The sequence below is a fragment of the Salinivibrio siamensis genome (assembly GCF_001996005.1).
Taxonomy (GTDB): domain Bacteria; phylum Pseudomonadota; class Gammaproteobacteria; order Enterobacterales; family Vibrionaceae; genus Salinivibrio; species Salinivibrio siamensis.
Window position 1 is genome coordinate 1 of sequence record NZ_MUFB01000031.1, and the last position, 17,871, is coordinate 17,871.

Sequence of the window (17,871 nt, forward strand, 5' to 3'; positions counted from 1 at the left end):
ACATAATAGTGTGTTTTTTGTGCAGTTGGTCAGCTGGTTAATGGCAAATAGCGCTTGGCTTGCCATGATTAATCAACAAGCGCTTCGTGGTTATCAAGCACAAAAATACCCTGTATAGCGATGAAAATCGGAGTATCACTTGTCTCAAAATCTTGCCACCGTCAGTCAACGTGCTTTGCTACCTGAGCGTATAGCCAGCCTCATCAATGCGCTTTCCAGTGGGGTGTACGAGCGCGAACATACCATCAAGATGTGTCTACTGGCCGCGCTTGCCGGTGAAAGTATCTTCTTACTTGGCCCGCCCGGGATTGCGAAAAGTTATATCGCTAAACGATTGATCGAGGCGTTTGATAACAGCCAGTTTTTTGAGTATTTGATGACCCGGTTTTCCACGCCGGAAGAAGTATTTGGCCCGCTCTCGATTCAGGCGCTGAAAGATGAGGGCAAATATGTACGCTTGACCGATGGCTATTTGCCTAACGCCGACGTTGTCTTCTTGGACGAAATATGGAAAGCGGGGCCGGCTATCCTCAATACCTTGCTGACCGTGGTCAACGAACGCACCTTTAAAAATGGCGAGCATGTTTATCCTGTTCCTATGCGTTTATTGGTGACAGCGTCCAACGAATTACCCGAGCCGGACAGTGGGCTCGATGCCTTGTACGATCGCATGTTGCTACGAGTGTTCGTCAATCGGATCCAAGAGAAGAAAAACTTCAAACTGATGCTTACCGAGCCCAGCCAGGATGAGGCAACGGTGGCCGATAAGTTGAAAATTAGCCATCAAGAATATCAGCATTGGCAGACTATTATTCCCACATTGGATCTGCCTGATGCGATATTCGAAAAACTCTACACCCTAAAACAACGGGTAGAAAATGCCGGCAGTGAGCAATCACAATTCGACCCAAGTGAGCTTTACGTGTCGGATCGCCGGTGGAAAAAGGCAGTGCGTTTGCTAAAAGCGGCCGCTTTTTTCAATGGTCGTGACGAAGTCGCGCCACTGGACTTATTGTTACTGGAAGACTGCCTATGGCATAGCCCAGAATCGCGCGATGTGGTGCAAACGGTAATGCAGGCATTTGCCAAAGAAGTGCTGTTCGATCAACAAGAAGTACTCGCCTTGATCGATGACGTCAACGTGGCATTAGAAGAGATTGAGCAAGATACGGCTGAGGCGCTGACCTATCGACAAGATACGGCCACCGCTGGACTCACGCGCAAAGCAATGATTGACGTGAGTCAGTCGCCTCGCTTCACGGTCAACCAAAGTCGAGATTTGGTTCGTTTTGTCCTACTTCGGGCCAACCCATCGGTTTCAGAGCAAGAAAAAGGTGACAGTCGCTGGGTGTATCTCGATGCGGCCGACATTGAGAAAAAGTTGAAAACAGGCGGCACAGACTTGTATGGCTATGTGAATAAAAACAATCATCTGTGCCGGCTCACGTTAGAGTGGGATGCGCAGCACGCCTTGGTCATTAAAGATATCGCTAATCGACCTGTACCTATGGCTTTGGTGGGGTTTAACGATCCGAGCGAATCGCAGCTAGCAGATTGGAAGCAACAAACCGATCATGCGCTTGAACAATTGCAGCATGCGCAGTTTTTAATTCGTCGCGCGCGCAGTCAACTCAATGCCGGATTACCGCATTTATTTGCGCAACCGGATCTGCTGGAAATCGCATCAGCGAGTTTGGTGGATGTGGAACATGAGGTAAAAACGCAGATTGATAACCTAGAGCGTCAAGTTAATCGTTTAGCGCGCTTAGGTGAGTTCTTCTCAGGAGCGAGCCATGCTGAGTGCTGAGAGCTTGAACATGGGGTTGATGCTCGCGGAGTCTGGGTTACTGGATGCGGCGATGACAGAGTTGATGTCTCACCCCCAGCTACTCGTGTTGACGGAACGAAGCCCAGCGATTAAGCGAGCCGTAAAAAAACAGCTTCAGCGCTGGCGAGGGCAAACGAAACGCAAGCTGGTGCAGCAAGGACTGTCAGCTTCCTTGAAGCAAGAAATTCAATACTACGAGCAGGCCACCGAAAAAACCGCGCGCGCGTTTGAAAAAGAGATTGATACTTTACTGAGCCAATTAAAATCGGTTTCTTCGTTCTATCCGCAGGCGGAAAAGCTCGCCGCCCATCAAGCTCAGCACGCCGATCCCATGTTTCAGTCGTACTTTTGCAATAAATGGCACGCGCATTTAAAAGCCGAAATACAAAAAAATCAGTCCGACAGTGTTGAGGCGCAAAAACAAAAGCTCTTGGAAGATTTGTACCGCCGGATTTCAACCTATCAGCAAATGGATGGCGTTGACCAGTCGGGCGATATCAGCAAAGTGGGGCGGCTGTGGGATATGGCGGCGAGCTCTCTTTCTCAGCAAGACGTCACCTTGCTTAAACGGTTTATTGCTTTTCTAGAGAAAAATCCAGAGCTTCAGGCAATCGCGGAACAACTCGGGCGCATGGCCAATCAGGTGAATCTTTCTGGGCCAAGCCAACAGCCCACTGAGACACTGAAAACCAAACCAGAGCGTCAGGTGGATGTGCCGGACGATATCACGGGGATTTGCCAAAGTGATCGGGTTGATCGCTTGTTGCCCAATGAAGCCGTGTTGCTCGCGGATCCGGCGCTTGAAGTAGTGTTTTACAAGCAACTGGTAGACAAACAGCTCCTCAATTATCAGTTTTCTGGTAAGGCTTACCGTCGTAAAAAAGTGGAGACGCACGCGCCTAGTCAATCTATGCCTGAAAAAAAGAAAGGGCCGTTTATCATTGCGGTGGATGCCTCTGGTTCCATGAGCGGTTTTCCAGAGCAGTGTGCTAAAGCCCTCGCGTATGTATTGATGCGGATTGCCGCCACTGAGCACCGAGACTGTTACGTGATGCTATTTTCCACGGACCATATTAGCTACGAGTTAACCGGTGAGCGCGGTTTGCAAGAGGCGATGAGCTTTCTCTCTTACCGTTTTCATGGCGGCACGGATATGACGCCAGTCATTGATAAAGCGCTCAACCTGATGGAAAGCGATCGCTATCAAAACGCCGATCTGGTGGTCGTGTCAGACTTTATCGCGCCTAAGCAATCGGATGCGATGATCAACAAGGTTGAGGCACTGAAAGCCAACCACAATCGCTTTCATGCCGTAAGCTTGTCCAAATATGGCAACCCCAGCCTAATGGCCATGTTTGATCACTGTTGGCGGTATCAGCCGTCACTCGGTGGCAGGCTGCTGAGTCAGTGGTGGCCGGGCAAATCATTTACAGCGCAGAAGTAGGTCTGGCACGCGCTTTTAGTCCCAACCAGCGACCAATGCGCCGACCCAACACAGACAGGCTCAAGCCAGAGACAATCAAGGCCGCGCCAACCCACTCAATCATCGATAAGGTTTCTCCCAACCCGATTGACGCTGCCGCCATACCGACAATTGGGATCAATAGCGCAAACGGGGTGACCGAGGCTGAGGTGTGCTGGTTGAGCAACCACCCCCAGATAGCGAATGCAACTAACGTCGACAAGTAACCCACGTAGGCCACAGAGACCCAACCTGATAACGGTGTGGCTTGCAACAAGGCAATAGGCTGGTGGGTCTCAAACCAATACGAGAGGGCAAACAGTGGTAGCGGTGGGATTAAGCTCACCCAAACCATAAAATGCATCAGGTTAACGCCTGGCATTTGTTTCATCACCATGTTGGCGACTGCCCAGAAAAAGCCAGCGGCAACAATCATCGCCACGCCCGTGAGTGTCGCGCTTCCCGTAGAGGCAACAAAAAATAGCCCAAACCCGGAAAAAGCCACGATAAGTCCGATGCGTTGCGGCACGGTAACATGCTCTTTAAGCACCAGAGCGCTTAGCCCGATAGTAAAAATGACCTGTGACTGTAAAAGTAGGGAAGCGATGCCGGCTGATGCATCGTCTTGCATGGCAATAAACAGCAAACTAAATTTAATGACGCCTAGGCTCAGTCCCACGGCGAATAGTTGCCACAGTTTTACCTTAGGGCGCGGAATAAAAAATACCGCCGGCAAGGCGACGATAAAAAACCGTAACCCTGAGAACAAAATGGGTGGCAAGGTTTCCAGCCCAACTTTAATGACGGAAAAGTTGACGCCCCAGATCAGTACGACCAATAAAGCGAGCAGAACGCTTTGGATGTTCATAGTCAGTCCCTTACTAAGATACCGCTACCCTAGCATGGAATACTGGCTATCACGAAAAATCTGGCAACAAGAATAGAAAATTGGGCGCTTATTCGGAAATAAGCGCCGTCTGTTTTCCTTGATGTGAAAAGCTGAGTCAGCCGAGCAGCAAACTGTCGTCGGCAAGGGTTTCGCCACGGACTTTATTGAACATTTCCAGCAGATGCGGGACATCCATATTTTTGCGTTCATCACCGTGCACATCGAGAACAATATTGCCTTGGTGTAACATCACGGTGCGATCGCCACAGGCCAAGGCATCTTTCATTGAGTGAGTGACCATCATCGCCGTGAGGTTAAACTCATTGACGATGGTTTTGGTCAAATCAATCACGAATGCGGCCATACGTGGATCCAGCGCTGCGGTGTGTTCATCAAGCAGTAAGAGCTTACTGTCTGACAGTGTTGCCATGACCAAACTTACCGCCTGGCGTTGGCCCCCTGAAAGCAGGCCGATGCTGTCACCGAGCCTATCTTCTAACCCTAACCCCAAAATCGCAATGCGCTCTTGGAATAATTGACGCCGTTTACTGCCAAGCGCACGTGTCCAGCCCCGGCCTTTTCCACGCCGATAGGCTAGGGCTAAGTTTTCCTCAATGGTTAACGAGGCACACGTACCCGCAAGTGGATCTTGAAACACCCGAGCGGCGAGGGTGGCTCGTTGGTGAACGGCTTTTTTCGTCACATCGATGTCGTCAATCATGACCTGACCACCAATCATCGGGGTTTCACCTGTCACTGCACCCAACAAGGTCGACTTCCCCGCGCCATTGGAGCCAATGATGGTGACGAACTCTTTTTCAGGAATCGTGAGATTAACGCCTCGTAACGCGCGGTTCTCCAGCACGGTCCCAGGATTAAAGGTGACTTGAATGTTGTTAAGCGAGATCATCCTGACACCTCCGCCTGTTTCGCACGTTTTGACTTTTGATATTGCTGGCGCATTTTAGGCGCAATGAGCGCAACGGCAACCAGTACCGCGGTCACCAAGTTGAGATCAGAGGCTTGCAAGCCAAACATGCCACTCGACAGCGCGAATGCGACGGCGAGACGATAGAGGATAGAGCCTAAAATCACCGCGATAACGGCTACCCAGACTTTACGCCCAGGGATGAGCGTTTGTCCCAATATCACCGCGGCGAGCCCCACCACAATGGTGCCGACGCCAGAGGTTACATCCGCAAAGCTATTGGTTTGCGCAAATAGTGCCCCCGCAAAGCCGACAAAGGCGTTGGATAGCGCAAGACCAAAGTAGGTATACATCGCGGTACTCCCACCTTGGGCTTTCACCATCCGTGCGTTGACCCCGGTGGCACGTAGCCCAAGACCGAAGTCACTGGCCAATAAGCGGATGACGAGGAGGCCACTAATAATCACTAATACGCCCACCACTAAGGGGCGAAGATAGGCTGGGGCAATCCCGAGTGATTCGAACGGGGTGAGGATGGTTTCTTCCCCGAGCAAAGCGATATTGGGGCGCCCCATGATACGGATGTTGATAGAGAAAGCGGCAATCATGGTCAAAATACTCGAGAGTAAATTGAGGATGCCGCATTTTACGGTCAAAAAGGCGGTGACGAGCCCAGTGATCCCCCCGGCCAAAATAGCCACTGCCGTCGCTAGCCATGGGTTATAGCCAGCGACGATCATGGTTGCTGCGACGGCAGCACCCATTGGGAAGCTGCCGTCAACGGTCAGATCAGGAAAATCCAAAACACGGAATGTCAGATAGACCCCGAGAGCGACCAAGCCATAGATCAGCCCAACCTCTAAGGTGCCGAAGAACGCAATTGCAGTCATCTACTACTCCAAGACTGATACAAACTAGTCTACGATGCGTGAGGCGCGATCTAAGATAGACGCAGGCACCTCGAGGCCGAGTTTCTTAGCCGCTGCGCGATTGACAGCAAGATCTGACCCTTCCGCCACTTTAGCTGGCAATGATGAAATCGGTTTGCCTTCCAGCACCGCGGCAACATAATCTGCGGTTTGTACGCCAACCGAGTAGTAATCAAAGCCTAATGCCACCACGGCACCATTAGGGGTATAAGAGGTGGAGCCGCCGATGACGGGTTTGCCGGCTGAATTGGCCGCTGCCACTAAGCCGTCAATGGCACTGGCGACTGTATTGTCTGTTGGGGCATAAATCACATCAGACTGTGTCGCAACGACTTGTGCGGCAGACTGGACGTCGGCACTTTTTAGTGCTGTCCCTTCGACCACTTTAATCCCATGTTGCTCAGCGGCTTCTTTTAGCAGCTCAACTAAGGTGACAGCGTTTGCTTCGCCCGGGTTGTACACCACGCCAATAGAGGAAAGGTTGGGTAAAAGTTCTTTGGCCAGTGCGACGTGTTGTGCCACAGGGGAAAGATCAGAAAGACCTGTCACATTGCCGCTAGGGGCATCCATGTTTTTGACCAGCTTAGCGCCGACAGGGTCGGTCACGGCGGTGAAAATCACTGGCACATCACGGGTAGCGGCCGCGAGTGCTTGTGCCGAGGGCGTCGCAATCCCGACAAGTACATCCGGCTGTTCGCCGACATACTGGCGAGCGATTTGTACCGCAATAGCGGGGTTACCTTGTGCAGTTTGATATTTAAAATCGAGATTCTCGCCCTGGGTATAACCCTTGGCAATTAGCCCATCCAATAGACCATTGCGGGCGGCGTCAAGTGCCGGGTGCTCCACAATCTGAGAGACGGCGACACGCGCCGTTTCAGCCAGGGCGGAGGTGGTCGTTCCCACTGACAGCGCAGCCGCGCAGACGATGGCCGCGAGTTTAGGTGCTTTCATAGTGACTCCCTTCTTCGAACTATGCATCCCAGCAAGATAGCAATGATGCGTTTGCGATGTTGTGTAAGTGTTATTTTTTGGTTTTTTCAATGAGGATGACTAAAATCATTCACTTTTTATTTAAATCTAGTCGATTTTTGCTGACTATGACAGCGATTACCAACTAGTAAGTTGATATTATTAATCTTGACAGTAACCCATGTCACCTCTTTTTTGCGGTTGAAACGTGCTTAGTAATAGACGTTAACGCCATATTTGTTAATATTATGTTCGCTTTTGTTCTGTGGTGACCTATCCGTGCAAAATAAACAATTGATACATTGCACGATTGCCACAGAGCACGCTTTTTAAACTGTCTTTTAATGGTGAGAAATGTGTCACCACGCCGAGGCGACGCGATTTGTCTCTATGGCGGGTGGTCGGTCAATAAACAGTCGGAAACAGGCTGATTAACACGACTTAATTGTCATATCAGAAGTAAGGAAACAAAATTTGGAGGCTCAAGGATGAAGCGTTTGGTTGCGGCGTTGGCAATGGTATCGCCAACGGCTTTTGCCGCTACGACAGGAGAAGGACTGGATTTAACTCAGTCCTGGGTGGGCTATGCGTCTTTGGCAATCTTTGCGGTTGCCTACAGCTTAGTGATGCTAGAAGAAAAGCTTCACTTGCGAAAATCGAAGCCTGTTTTGCTGGCGGCTGGCTTGATTTGGCTGCTCATTGGTTTTGCTTACTCTCAATGGGGCAATATGGCACCGGCGCATGCCGCGCTGGAGCACAATCTGTTGGAGTACGCCGAGCTATTGCTGTTCTTGTTGGTGGCCATGACCTATATCTCGGCGATGGAAGAACGGCGTTTATTCGATGGCTTGAAAGCGTGGATTTTGAGTAAAGGCTACGATTTGAGAAGCCTGTTTTGGATTACTGGGATCCTATCTTTCTTTATCTCGCCAGTGGCGGATAACCTTACCACTGCACTGTTGATGTGTACCATTGTGCTAAAAATTGGCGGTGATAACCCTCGGTTTATTAATCTGGCTTGTATCAACATTGTTGTGGCGGCAAACGCCGGCGGTGCATTTAGTCCCTTTGGCGACATCACCACCTTGATGGTGTGGCAGGCGGGTAAAGTGACCTTTGCCGAATTTGGGGCCTTGTTTATTCCGTCTGTGGTCAATTACGTGATCCCCGCCTTTATCATGTCGCTATTTATCCCACGTACACAACCGGATGTGATGCAAGAGCATGTCGAGCTCAAACGCGGCGCTCGCCGCATCATGGTCTTGTTCTTGCTCACTATCGCCACGGCTGTTGCTTTCCATGGCTTTATCCATTTCCCGCCGGTGATGGGGATGATGATGGGATTAGCTTACCTGCAGTTCTTTGGTTTTTATCTGCGCCGCACACTGCCGCGCTCGTTAGCGCGTAAACGTGCTATCGCTGAGGCGAAGAATGACGAAGCGGCATTACGTCGACTGGGGTCAGTGGTGCCTTTTGATGTCTTTCGCCGCATTTCCCATGCCGAGTGGGACACCTTGCTTTTCTTCTATGGGGTCGTGATGTGTGTTGGCGGCCTTAGCTTGATTGGTTATTTATCGCTCGTCTCCAATGTGATGTATCTCGAGTGGAATCCTATTTGGGCGAATACACTGGTTGGGATTTTATCTGCGGTGGTGGATAACATTCCGGTCATGTTTGCCGTATTAACCATGAGCCCTGAGATGTCCCACGGTAACTGGCTATTGGTGACGTTAACGGCGGGTGTTGGTGGTAGCTTGTTGTCGTTAGGCTCAGCGGCCGGGGTGGCCTTGATGGGACAAGCTCACGGCAAATACACCTTTTTTGGCCACCTAAAATGGGCACCGGTGATCATGCTCGGTTACCTTGCCTCTATTGGTGTTCACTTGGTACTGAATAGTCATTATTTCCACCTGCAATAAAAGCGCTGGGAACAGTGATAAAAAAGGCCAGCATCTTTCGATACTGGCCTTTTTCTTGTTGTGATGATCGAGTGTGCGTTACAACGCACGGAAAACGCCATCACGGGTGATTAAACCACCATAGTGGGACAATGTGCCCGCCCTGCCACACGATGGGAGACACTGCCGAGAAACATACCGTCTTTGTCTGAGTGGGTGCCATGCGCGCCCATCACAATCAAATCCACCTCTTTGCTTTTCGCAAACTTGATGATGGTTTTGGAAGGGCGCCCGCCTTTGACAAATCCGCGCACACTCTCGCCACCGTTTTCGACTGCATGTTGTTTGGCTTGCTCAACAATATTGCGGGCGTATTCGCTCAGGGTCTGGTCTGGGATCTGCAGCCGATCGGGGCGAACCATCGATAGTGATGCCTCAAACAAACTGTGATGTTTAAACACACACAATAAGTAGAGCTCAGCATGGGTGAGTTGTTGCAACTCAATCGCTTTATCTAACGCATTTAACGCAGAATATGAGCCATCGACGGCAACCAGTATTCGTTTAAACATCCAATCACTCCTGTTGTTTAGTTACCCAAACGCAATATCACGCAGGAATAACGCAATCTGAGGGAACATCACCAGTAACGCCGCTGACAGAAGCAGCATTGCAATAAATGGCCCCGTTCCACGGATAACTTCCCAATAGGGTTTTTTGAAAATCGCAATAGCGGTGAAAATATCACAGCCAAACGGAGGCGTTGCTGAGCCGATCGCCACTTGCAAGGTGATCACAATCCCGACGTGTACAGGATCAAGACTAGTGGCTTCTATCGCAGGTGCAAATATAGGCGTGAGCACCAAGATAACCACAATCGGGTCAACGAACATACAGGCGACAAAAAAGGCAATTGAAATGGAGGCCAATACGCCCATCGGGCCCATTTCACTTATCCCCACTGCCTCGAGAATGGTTTGCGGAATTTGCGCAAAAGAAATGATCCAAGAGAAGCCATTACCGACACCGACAAGAATAAAGACCACAGCGGTAATTAAGCCGGTTGAACGCGCGATCGTGAACACATCTTTGCTGCTTAGTGAACGAAAGACACCAAATTCCAAGATCATCGCATAAAGCACACACACCGCGGCCGCTTCTGTGGGACTAAAGACGCCGCCATAAATCCCGCCCACGATAATCAGTGGGAACATCAGTGGCCATAACGCTTTTCGTGTAGCGGTAATCCGTTCACTCCAGCTCGCTTTAGGCTCTGTCGGCACTTTGTGGACAGTGGCGTAATACAAGCAGTAGAGCGAGAAAAAGGTCAGAATCATTAACCCAGGACCAATCCCGGCAATAAATAGCTCGGCAATGGAGGTTTCTGAGATCACCCCGTAAATGATCATCCCGATGCTGGGTGGGATCAAAAAGGCGATATCACTGGAGTTGATGATCAACGCGAGCGAAAAAGAGTCGCTGTAGCCTGCGCGAAGCAGCTTTGGACGCAATGCCGAGCCAACCGCTACCACGGTTGCCTGCGTTGAGCCAGACACGGCACCAAACAGAGTACAAGAGGTGGCGGTACTGATCGCCAACCCGCCGCGGATATGACCAATAAAGGTCATGACCATATCAATCAAGCGGTTAGCAGATTGCCCCCGCGTCATAATATCGGCGGCGAGAATAAACATAGGAACAGCAATCAGTGAGGCAGGGCGGATCCCTCCCAGCACTTGCTGAATAAAAGTATCCATTTGACCAACGCCGCCAAACATCATGTAAAAACCGGTTAGCGCGGCAGCAATCAAAGGGACCATCATTGGAAAGCCAAGCACGAGCAAGACAATCATGATGAGCATTAACGTCATGGCCATAGTGGTAGGTGCCTATTTAAACTTCACTTTCTGTCTCAGCGTAACCATCGAGGACGCCAGCGGAGAGGTAAACATCGGGCGAGGTGAGATTTTTATAGACAGTCAACCAGTACTGAATGCCGGTGACGATAAAGCCGAGTGGTACCCAGATATAAATCCACCAAATCTCGAAGCCAAGTGCTGGCAAGATACGACCGCGGTCATAAACGGAGACAATATATTGATAAGAAAAATACGCCAACACCAGCATGATAAGGCCTGTGATCAGCGCAATGCTTGTCATTAAAATTTTTCTACCTTTGAAAGGCAGGGTGTCATACAGGGCAGACATACGGATGTGGCGACCATGACGCGCCGCGTAGCCAATCCCTGCAAAGGTGATTAAAACAATTAAAATGCGATTGATTTCGCCAGAAAAAAACAAGCCCTGCCCAAAGCCAAAGCGAGCAATGACATTGACACAGGTATTTAGGGCCATTAAGAGCACACCAGCGGCCAACATGAAGGACTCGATTTTACAAATCAGGGTATCCAGTTTGCCAAGGAGGCCGGGAAGCTCGGAGTGGTACGTGAGAGAGTCGGAATCGGTCATTACGTATTCCTCGGGTAAACAGGCACCGCATAACACGGTGCCTGAGTGATTAGCGACTAGTTAGTAACAGCGTCCAAGTCTTTCTTAAACTGGTTAAGAAGTGCTTTACCGCTTTCGCCAGTCATTTCGTAGAAGGTTTCCTCTACCTGTGGCGCACGTGCTTTAAACTTCTCGATTTGCTTATCAGTCAAGCGTGTCACAGTGACTTCATCACTCGACGATTTGATTTTCTCAAGCGATTCTTCAGCCAAGCCACGGATGTGTTCAACGGTTTGGTTAAACGCATAGTCAGCGGCATCGCGGATCATCGCTTGCTCGTCAGACGACAAGCCGTCAAAGAAGTCTTTATTTGCCATTGAGGCGGTGGTAAACCAGCCGTGGTGCGTATAGATCAGGTTAGGAGATACTTCGTACAAACCGCCTGACTCAATCCAGAAAATCGGGTTTTCTTGGCCTTGGATCATATTGGTTTGGAGTGCACCGTATACTTCACCCCATGGCAATGGCGTTGGCGTCGCACCAAAGGCTTCATACGTTGATGAAAGCAGTGGGTTAGTCATGACGCGAATTTTCTTACCCTGAAGATCGGCTGGCTCAGTCACAGGCTCGTCCGCCGTCATCACCATTTCGCCTTCTGGATACATTTTGAGCAGCTCAAGACCTTGCTCTTCATACAGCTCGGGGAAGTCTTCATTCACCGCTTTACTCTGACGGAAGAACTCAATCACGGTTTCCATATCCGTCGGCATCAGGTAAGGGATAAAAAAGATTTGTGCTTCTGGGATCAACGAACCGGTAAAGCCAGGTGATTGGTTTACAAACTGAAGGATACCTGCCTGCGTTTGTTCCATGATGTCGTCGGATTCACCGAGTTCACCGAAACGATAAATTTGCAGTGTGTGCTCAGAGTTCTCCTCAATATATTCTTTGAACTTATGTGCATAGACGTCTTGCACGTCACCTTCGTACTCCTCGTGGGCATAACGCCAAGTGTCGGCATTGGCCATGGCTGAGAAGCCTAACGCGGCGGCAACGCATGAAATTGCAGTCAATTGCTTAAGGTGGCTGTAAATGGACATCATGTCCCTCCGATATGTGGATTAGCTTTCACTCGTGGTTAACGAGAGTGTGATTGAGATCGGTTTCTCATCGAGTGAGGTGGCAGCAAGTGCCTGTCTCTCCTATACCCGTAAAAGCATCTGCCGATGTTTCTAAACAAATAGCAGATAATACAGACAGCTTAACCATCAGAGGTGTAAATATTAAAGTCAGATGAATATCAACGTGCCAGCAGTGTGATTTAGATCTCTTTTTGATACTTTTTATGACGATAAACGCGACGCTCCATAACGTGTTCTTTTGCATCAAAATGCGATCAAATCAGCGTTTTAAGGGGGTGTATTGCAATAGCGACGGATAGAAATCAAACGTGATTGAGCATGAGCAAACTCAATAGAGCTGGCATTAAAAAGGCTGGGGGAAGGCGCTTTTTTCTAGTTTATGCTTCCACCTCTAAGTAATCTGTGCTTATTTTTCGCGCTAACCGTCATACTCGCCGACATCATTGCTTAGACTCCCTTCGCGCGCTTCGGCGCTGGTCGACGCACAATTCTTGTTATTCAGTTAAAGAAATCCGGTATACTGAGCGGCTTTAATTTCATGAGGCATCCCGATGGCCAAGAAAGCAGCAGCCCTTCACATACTGGTGAACGATAAGTCGCAAGCAACCTCTTTGCTTGATCAGCTTAAAAAAGGTGCAAACTTCCAAACGCTCGCGAAGAAGTACTCGCAATGCCCCTCGGGTAAGCGAGGCGGGGATTTAGGCGAATTTCGTCGCGGTGACATGGCACCCCCTTTCGATAAAGCCGTATTCAGTGGTGAGTTATTGCGCCCGCTTGGGCCGATAAAAACCAAATTCGGCTGGCACATTATCAAGGTCTTGTATCGCAACTAATCCTATCGCTCACGATCTATGGATAGCATCGGCGCGAGGACGCTGAAACTGTCATAAAGATTAACCGCCAGAAATTGAAGCCGCGCACATTGATTGGCGGTAAACGGCCACGGATTAAGTGGTAAAGTTAAAGCACGCCCTAATTAACGTATCTCTGATGTTTAAACTCGATGCACCGACACTGCTCATTACTCTGACTGCAATCCAATGGCTGCTAGCGGGTTTTCTATTAGTACAAAACCGCAAAGAACCAGGGATTAACGGATGGGCACTCTCGCTTTTTATTCATGGCTTTAGCAACCTATTCTTGTTTGCCCGTCCTCACCTTCACCCTTATTTAGGGATCGTTTTTTACAATGCCTGTGTGATGGTGGCATTTTCGTTCAGCCACTGGGCGTTGGGGCAAATTTTTGCGCGCGACGTACCGCGTTGGCAGTTGGTGCTACCTGTTATTCTGTCTGTTGTATCGATGTCGTCATACCTTGATGACATCGGGAGTCGTGTGGTTTACGCGAGCTTGATCGTCAGTTTGCAGTTAGGGCTGATGACACAAACCATCGCGAGTAGTACGAACACAGGGGGCCAGCGTTTAAAGCATTGGCTCATCATGGTGATGGGTGGATTCAGTGTTGCCTATGTAGGCAGGGCGACATTTGCACATCTCTATCCTGATCTATTTACGCAACTGCTGGGCACCTCGCTGTTACAAGCAGGGCTGATTTTGTCGGGCATCGCCTATAGCGTGATCAATACCCTGATTATCTTTCTTTATAAGCTGGAGCGCGTGCACGAGAAACTCCACCGCGAAGCGACTCGAGATAGCTTAACGGGGCTGTTTAATCGCCGCGCCTTTTTGGCAAGAGCGAAACGACGTGTTGATACCGCCGCTTTTCCAATCAGTGTGTTGATGATTGACTTGGATGATTTTAAAGCCATCAACGACTCATTCGGCCACTCGGTTGGCGATAAAGTACTGATACATTGTGCTAGCGTTTTCGAACAAGTTATTGATGACCAAGGTGTTGTTGGACGTTTGGGGGGAGAGGAGTTCGCAGTCGTGCTGCCTTACTGTGACAGTGCTAATGCGCAACAGTTGTCTGCAGAGTTGCTGAATGCTATTCAGAACAGTGGCTCAACGCTTGAAATGAGCTTGTCTGCCAGCATTGGAGTGACGACCACCACCGAGATGCTCGATATTGATTGCTTGTTGGCGCAAGCGGATGATGCCCTTTATTGTGCCAAGCATGAAGGGAAAAACACATTTAAAGAGTACACTCCTACACGCCATTCCTTGAGCAAAGCTGGTTACGAACCAGCTTGAAGAGCCAAACCTATTTCGTCCCTCACTGTTTTGGCATCCGTTATACAGGCCAACGAGGGTTTCTTAATCCTCAGCGAAACACTGACTACGCCTTGCTTATCATCCTCATACAAGTGGCCAAAGGAGGAGGGCGGCATGCGTATAGCGCTTATAATTTTGACTTATTGAATAAGCCCCATAACGGCAACACACTCGATGCGCGAACGCGATGAGGAGAAAGACATGAACGGCTTGCAAGATCCCCAATCATCAGGAGCCAACGTTATCTTACATGCTTTTGATTGGAAGTATGCGGACGTTGCCCAACGTGCCGCGGAGATCAGGGCGCTAGGGTATGGCTCGGTGCTCGTGTCTCCCCCGATGAAAAGTGCGCAAGACGAACGCTGGTGGCTGAGATATCAACCTCAAGACTATCGTGTGATTGAAAATGCACTCGGTAACACCACGGACTTTAAAGCAATGGTTGAAGCGTTAAACCGTGTTGGTGTGCTTACTTACGTCGATGTGGTCTTCAATCATATGGCCAATGAAGCGCATGTTCGCAGCGACTTAAATTATCCCAGCCAAGCGGTGAGGGCGGCCTATCACGCGCACGAAGACCACTATCGCACACTGACCTTGTTTGGTGATTTATCCGAGCCACTCTTTACTGAGCATGACTTCGTCGACGCATTTGGGATACAAGATTGGAAAGATCGGTGGCAAGTACAAAACGGGCGTATTAGCGGCGGGGCGAGCGATCCGGGATTGCCAACACTGCGTGTATGTGATCATGTGATAGCGCAGCAACGCGCCTATCTTAAGGCGTTAAAAGCCATTGGCGTAAAAGGGTTTCGGATTGATGCGGCTAAGCACATGACACTAGAGCACCTCAAGCGCGTATGGACCGATGACATCACCCATGATGCGCATATTTTTGGAGAAATCATCACCGACGGTGGCGCGAGCAAAGCAGAGTATGAATTGTTTCTTGCTCCCTATTTACAACAGACGTGTTTGGGCGCTTATGATTTTCCGCTTTTCTCAACGCTCTACCATGTTTTTTCCAACCAGGGCAGCCTTAAATCATTGATTGACCCTTATTGCTTCGGGCAAGCCTTATCGAAAGGGCGTGCAATCACTTTTGCCATTACCCATGACATTCCCAACAATGATGTATTCTTGGATTTGGTGATGGACGAGGCGAGCGAGTGGTTGGCTTACGCGTATATCTTGGGGCGTGATGGTGGCGTTCCCCTGATTTATACCGATCTTGATACTAGTGGTATCAAAGGGGGAGACGGCCAACCACGCTGGAAAAATGCGTGGAAAGATCCAAAGATGGTGCAAATGATCGCCTTCCATAATTTAACCCATGGTGAGCCCATGAGCGTCTTGGAAGCGACCGATGATTGGCTGGTGATTCAACGGGGCGAGGCAGGCATATTGGTGTTAAATAAATCCCTGGAGCCGCAATCACTCTCAGTGACGCTGGAAAATGATTGGCGCGATATGCTCACGGGTATCACGGCCTCGAGTGGGCAGCGAATTGATGTTGCAGCCCAGTCGGCGATGATGCTCGTGCCGGCATAACGACGAGGTCGCGCGATGCGGTCTCGCTTGTCGTTTTGCTATTTTTGGGTAAATTTGTACTTTTTGCCAAAAAAAGCTAAATTTGCCGGAGTTGGTTAACAGGGATAAGTGATGGCGACAGAAAGCAAGGCACCCATTGCGGTGATCAGTGGCGATCTGGTGGATTCAACCGCCTTAAATCGAGATGAGTATGAGCGAGTACTGGCGGAAATCAAAACCATACAAGCTCATATTTCACAAGCGCATTGCGCCAATCAGCACAGCATTATACGCGGTGATGAGTTTCAATCTGTGATCCATGATGTAGCGAACGCGCTTCACTATGTCGTGATGTATCGTGTCGCCATCAAAGCACTGGGAAAACCGTTTGATTGTCGCATCAGCTTTGCGATTGCCGAACAAGCGGATTTGCGTGAGGCGGTGTCAGAGTCAATGGGACAAGCGTTTGTACTATCTGGTCGCGGCTTAAAAGCAATGAAAAACCAGCGGCTGGCCTTTTTTTGCGCCAATGTCGATCTTGAAGACAGATTTGCGTTGCTGATCCGTTATCTTGACCGGCAACTCAGCGATGCGACATCTCGTCAATGCGAAATGATGTTACCTTTATTACAGCGCGATCAATCACTTGCGTACGGTGAGTTAGCGGCCGCACTTGGAGTCGCGAATGCAACCGTGAGTAAGTCCCTTAAAGCGGCGGGCTGGGGGCTTATCGAGGCATTGTTGGCCGAGTTTCAGCAAGCTGTGGAGGCGCAAGTATGATGGCCTTCCTTTCTTTGCTGGTTCCCTTGTTACTGACCCATCTTATTTATGATTTCTATCTACAGCCTGCGAATTGGTGGGCGAAATCGACACCACGCGCACGAATACTGGATTGGGTGGTTGCACCGCTCCTCTACGGTTTATGTTTACTGGTGCCTGCGGTGTTTTGGACCCAGCACTTTTCGCCGCTATTGGGTGTATTGCTGGTTGGCATGATCACCAAGTGTGTGGTGGCAGTGCTTGATGGCCAACTCGTCGCGCAGTCATCACTGGCCCGTTTCACGGTGAGCCAAGGCATACAGCTTTTGGTATTAGGGCTAATTGCCTTGAGTTTTGTGGCGCAGCCACCTTGGGTTGGACTGACCGAGATGCCTCTGTTTAGCCAGATCGTCGTAATTGGCACAGGCTATTTATTGATCTTAAAGCCGACATCAGTATTGATTGGTCACGTGTTACAGCGCTTTACGGTCACGTTGGACTCACCCTCTGATCATCAACACAATTATCATGGCCTCGTGGCTGCGGGGGCGTTGATTGGCTATTTAGAGCGTATTCTGATCCTGACCTTTACCTTGCTTGGCAGCTATACCGCTGTCGGTTTTGTGCTGGCAGCCAAGTCGATTTTCCGCTTTGGTGAGCTGACGCGTTCTGCCGATCGCAGCCTAACTGAATACGTTTTAATTGGTTCGTTATTGTCGGTAGTGATCACGACATTAGTGGGCGTTGTGATCACACAAAGCCTCACTTTGCTATAATTAGCCTTTTATGGCTAAAAGATAAGAATTAGCTGTTTTAGGCTTATAATACGGACTGGTATTAAGAAACGATGCGTCAGCCAATCGTTTGGCGAACGATAAAAAGAATATTGTTTATTGGAACTTGCTTAATAC

General features: G+C 49.6%; 16 protein-coding genes. 8 read left to right on the top strand and 8 right to left on the bottom strand.

Annotated features, from left to right (window positions below; genetic code table 11):
* Positions 1 to 139: 139 nt before the first annotated feature.
* The gene (locus tag BZG73_RS13565; protein WP_077668576.1) at positions 140 to 1,807 is read left to right on the top strand and encodes an AAA family ATPase; all 1,668 of its coding nucleotides are present in this window, start codon (positions 140 to 142) and stop codon (positions 1,805 to 1,807) included.
* Positions 1,794 to 3,272: an ATPase RavA stimulator ViaA gene (gene viaA / locus BZG73_RS13570; RefSeq protein WP_077607050.1), complete on the top strand. Its 1,479-nt coding sequence runs from the start codon at positions 1,794 to 1,796 to the stop codon at positions 3,270 to 3,272. Before BZG73_RS13565 ends, viaA begins: the two co-directional genes overlap by 14 nt.
* Here the strand turns inward: viaA and BZG73_RS13575 are convergent.
* The 4 genes from BZG73_RS13575 to BZG73_RS13590 all read right to left on the bottom strand — a co-directional run bounded on the left by BZG73_RS13575 (position 3,256) and on the right by BZG73_RS13590 (position 6,990).
* Positions 3,256 to 4,158 (bottom strand): EamA family transporter, encoded by a 903-nt coding sequence (locus BZG73_RS13575; protein ID WP_077579283.1) that lies wholly within the window; start codon positions 4,156 to 4,158, stop codon positions 3,256 to 3,258. The two genes, viaA and BZG73_RS13575, sit on opposite strands and share 17 nt — an antisense overlap.
* A gap of 136 nt (positions 4,159 to 4,294) precedes the next feature.
* Positions 4,295 to 5,089, bottom strand: coding sequence for an ABC transporter ATP-binding protein (locus BZG73_RS13580; RefSeq protein ID WP_046075966.1), 795 nt, complete (start codon positions 5,087 to 5,089; stop codon positions 4,295 to 4,297).
* Positions 5,086 to 5,997 (bottom strand): ABC transporter permease, encoded by a 912-nt coding sequence (locus BZG73_RS13585; RefSeq protein ID WP_046075965.1) that lies wholly within the window; start codon positions 5,995 to 5,997, stop codon positions 5,086 to 5,088. Before BZG73_RS13585 ends, BZG73_RS13580 begins: the two co-directional genes overlap by 4 nt.
* Before the next feature lie 24 nt (positions 5,998 to 6,021).
* Entirely contained in the window at positions 6,022 to 6,990 is a 969-nt protein-coding gene (locus tag BZG73_RS13590) for an ABC transporter substrate binding protein (RefSeq protein ID WP_077579284.1), read from the bottom strand.
* 506 nt (positions 6,991 to 7,496) lie between these two features.
* Between BZG73_RS13590 and nhaD the strand changes: the two genes are divergently transcribed.
* Positions 7,497 to 8,927, top strand: coding sequence for a sodium:proton antiporter NhaD (nhaD, locus tag BZG73_RS13595; RefSeq protein WP_077668577.1), 1,431 nt, complete (start codon positions 7,497 to 7,499; stop codon positions 8,925 to 8,927).
* A gap of 110 nt (positions 8,928 to 9,037) precedes the next feature.
* Here nhaD and BZG73_RS13600 read toward each other — a convergent pair whose 3' ends face one another.
* From BZG73_RS13600 to BZG73_RS13615, 4 genes are read right to left on the bottom strand one after another with little or no spacing between them, the layout of a single operon-like run.
* Positions 9,038 to 9,478 (bottom strand): universal stress protein, encoded by a 441-nt coding sequence (locus BZG73_RS13600; RefSeq protein ID WP_046075962.1) that lies wholly within the window; start codon positions 9,476 to 9,478, stop codon positions 9,038 to 9,040.
* Positions 9,479 to 9,499: 21 nt separating this feature from the next.
* The gene (locus BZG73_RS13605; protein WP_046075961.1) at positions 9,500 to 10,783 is read right to left on the bottom strand and encodes a TRAP transporter large permease; all 1,284 of its coding nucleotides are present in this window, start codon (positions 10,781 to 10,783) and stop codon (positions 9,500 to 9,502) included.
* Between the two features lie 16 nt (positions 10,784 to 10,799).
* A complete protein-coding gene (locus tag BZG73_RS13610; RefSeq protein WP_046075960.1) occupies positions 10,800 to 11,375 on the bottom strand; it encodes a TRAP transporter small permease in 576 nt (191 codons plus the stop codon).
* Positions 11,376 to 11,431: 56 nt separating this feature from the next.
* A complete protein-coding gene (locus BZG73_RS13615) occupies positions 11,432 to 12,457 on the bottom strand; it encodes a TRAP transporter substrate-binding protein (protein WP_201247910.1) in 1,026 nt (341 codons plus the stop codon).
* A 590-nt stretch (positions 12,458 to 13,047) separates the two neighbouring features.
* On the opposite strand from BZG73_RS13615, the gene ppiC reads away from it, so the two are divergent.
* From ppiC to BZG73_RS13640, 5 genes are all read left to right on the top strand, one after another.
* Positions 13,048 to 13,329, top strand: coding sequence for a peptidylprolyl isomerase PpiC (gene ppiC, locus BZG73_RS13620; protein ID WP_046075958.1), 282 nt, complete (start codon positions 13,048 to 13,050; stop codon positions 13,327 to 13,329).
* A 157-nt stretch (positions 13,330 to 13,486) separates the two neighbouring features.
* On the top strand, positions 13,487 to 14,650 hold the full coding sequence (locus tag BZG73_RS13625; protein WP_077668579.1) for a GGDEF domain-containing protein: 1,164 nt from the start codon (positions 13,487 to 13,489) through the stop codon (positions 14,648 to 14,650).
* A 222-nt stretch (positions 14,651 to 14,872) separates the two neighbouring features.
* Positions 14,873 to 16,222 carry an alpha-amylase family protein gene (locus tag BZG73_RS13630; protein WP_077668580.1) on the top strand — a complete coding sequence of 450 codons (1,350 nt, stop codon included), beginning with the start codon at positions 14,873 to 14,875 and terminating at the stop codon, positions 16,220 to 16,222.
* 111 nt (positions 16,223 to 16,333) lie between these two features.
* Entirely contained in the window at positions 16,334 to 16,981 is a 648-nt protein-coding gene (locus BZG73_RS13635; RefSeq protein ID WP_077668581.1) for a hypothetical protein, read from the top strand.
* Entirely contained in the window at positions 16,978 to 17,736 is a 759-nt protein-coding gene (locus tag BZG73_RS13640; protein ID WP_077668582.1) for a DUF3307 domain-containing protein, read from the top strand. The genes BZG73_RS13635 and BZG73_RS13640 overlap by 4 nt, the downstream gene beginning before the upstream one ends.
* Positions 17,737 to 17,871: the final 135 nt, after the last annotated feature.

Coding starts and splice junctions, on each gene's coding strand:
- BZG73_RS13575 (WP_077579283.1), bottom strand. CDS start 4,158: ATGAACATCCAAAGCGTTCTGCTCGCTTTATTGGTCGTACTGATCTGG.
- ppiC (WP_046075958.1), top strand. CDS start 13,048: ATGGCCAAGAAAGCAGCAGCCCTTCACATACTGGTGAACGATAAGTCG.
- BZG73_RS13625 (WP_077668579.1), top strand. CDS start 13,487: ATGTTTAAACTCGATGCACCGACACTGCTCATTACTCTGACTGCAATC.
- BZG73_RS13630 (WP_077668580.1), top strand. CDS start 14,873: ATGAACGGCTTGCAAGATCCCCAATCATCAGGAGCCAACGTTATCTTA.
- BZG73_RS13580 (WP_046075966.1), bottom strand. CDS start 5,089: ATGATCTCGCTTAACAACATTCAAGTCACCTTTAATCCTGGGACCGTG.
- BZG73_RS13585 (WP_046075965.1), bottom strand. CDS start 5,997: ATGACTGCAATTGCGTTCTTCGGCACCTTAGAGGTTGGGCTGATCTAT.
- BZG73_RS13600 (WP_046075962.1), bottom strand. CDS start 9,478: ATGTTTAAACGAATACTGGTTGCCGTCGATGGCTCATATTCTGCGTTA.
- BZG73_RS13615 (WP_201247910.1), bottom strand. CDS start 12,457: ATGATGTCCATTTACAGCCACCTTAAGCAATTGACTGCAATTTCATGC.
- BZG73_RS13635 (WP_077668581.1), top strand. CDS start 16,334: ATGGCGACAGAAAGCAAGGCACCCATTGCGGTGATCAGTGGCGATCTG.
- BZG73_RS13605 (WP_046075961.1), bottom strand. CDS start 10,783: ATGGCCATGACGTTAATGCTCATCATGATTGTCTTGCTCGTGCTTGGC.
- viaA (WP_077607050.1), top strand. CDS start 1,794: ATGCTGAGTGCTGAGAGCTTGAACATGGGGTTGATGCTCGCGGAGTCT.
- nhaD (WP_077668577.1), top strand. CDS start 7,497: ATGAAGCGTTTGGTTGCGGCGTTGGCAATGGTATCGCCAACGGCTTTT.
- BZG73_RS13590 (WP_077579284.1), bottom strand. CDS start 6,990: ATGAAAGCACCTAAACTCGCGGCCATCGTCTGCGCGGCTGCGCTGTCA.
- BZG73_RS13610 (WP_046075960.1), bottom strand. CDS start 11,375: ATGACCGATTCCGACTCTCTCACGTACCACTCCGAGCTTCCCGGCCTC.
- BZG73_RS13640 (WP_077668582.1), top strand. CDS start 16,978: ATGATGGCCTTCCTTTCTTTGCTGGTTCCCTTGTTACTGACCCATCTT.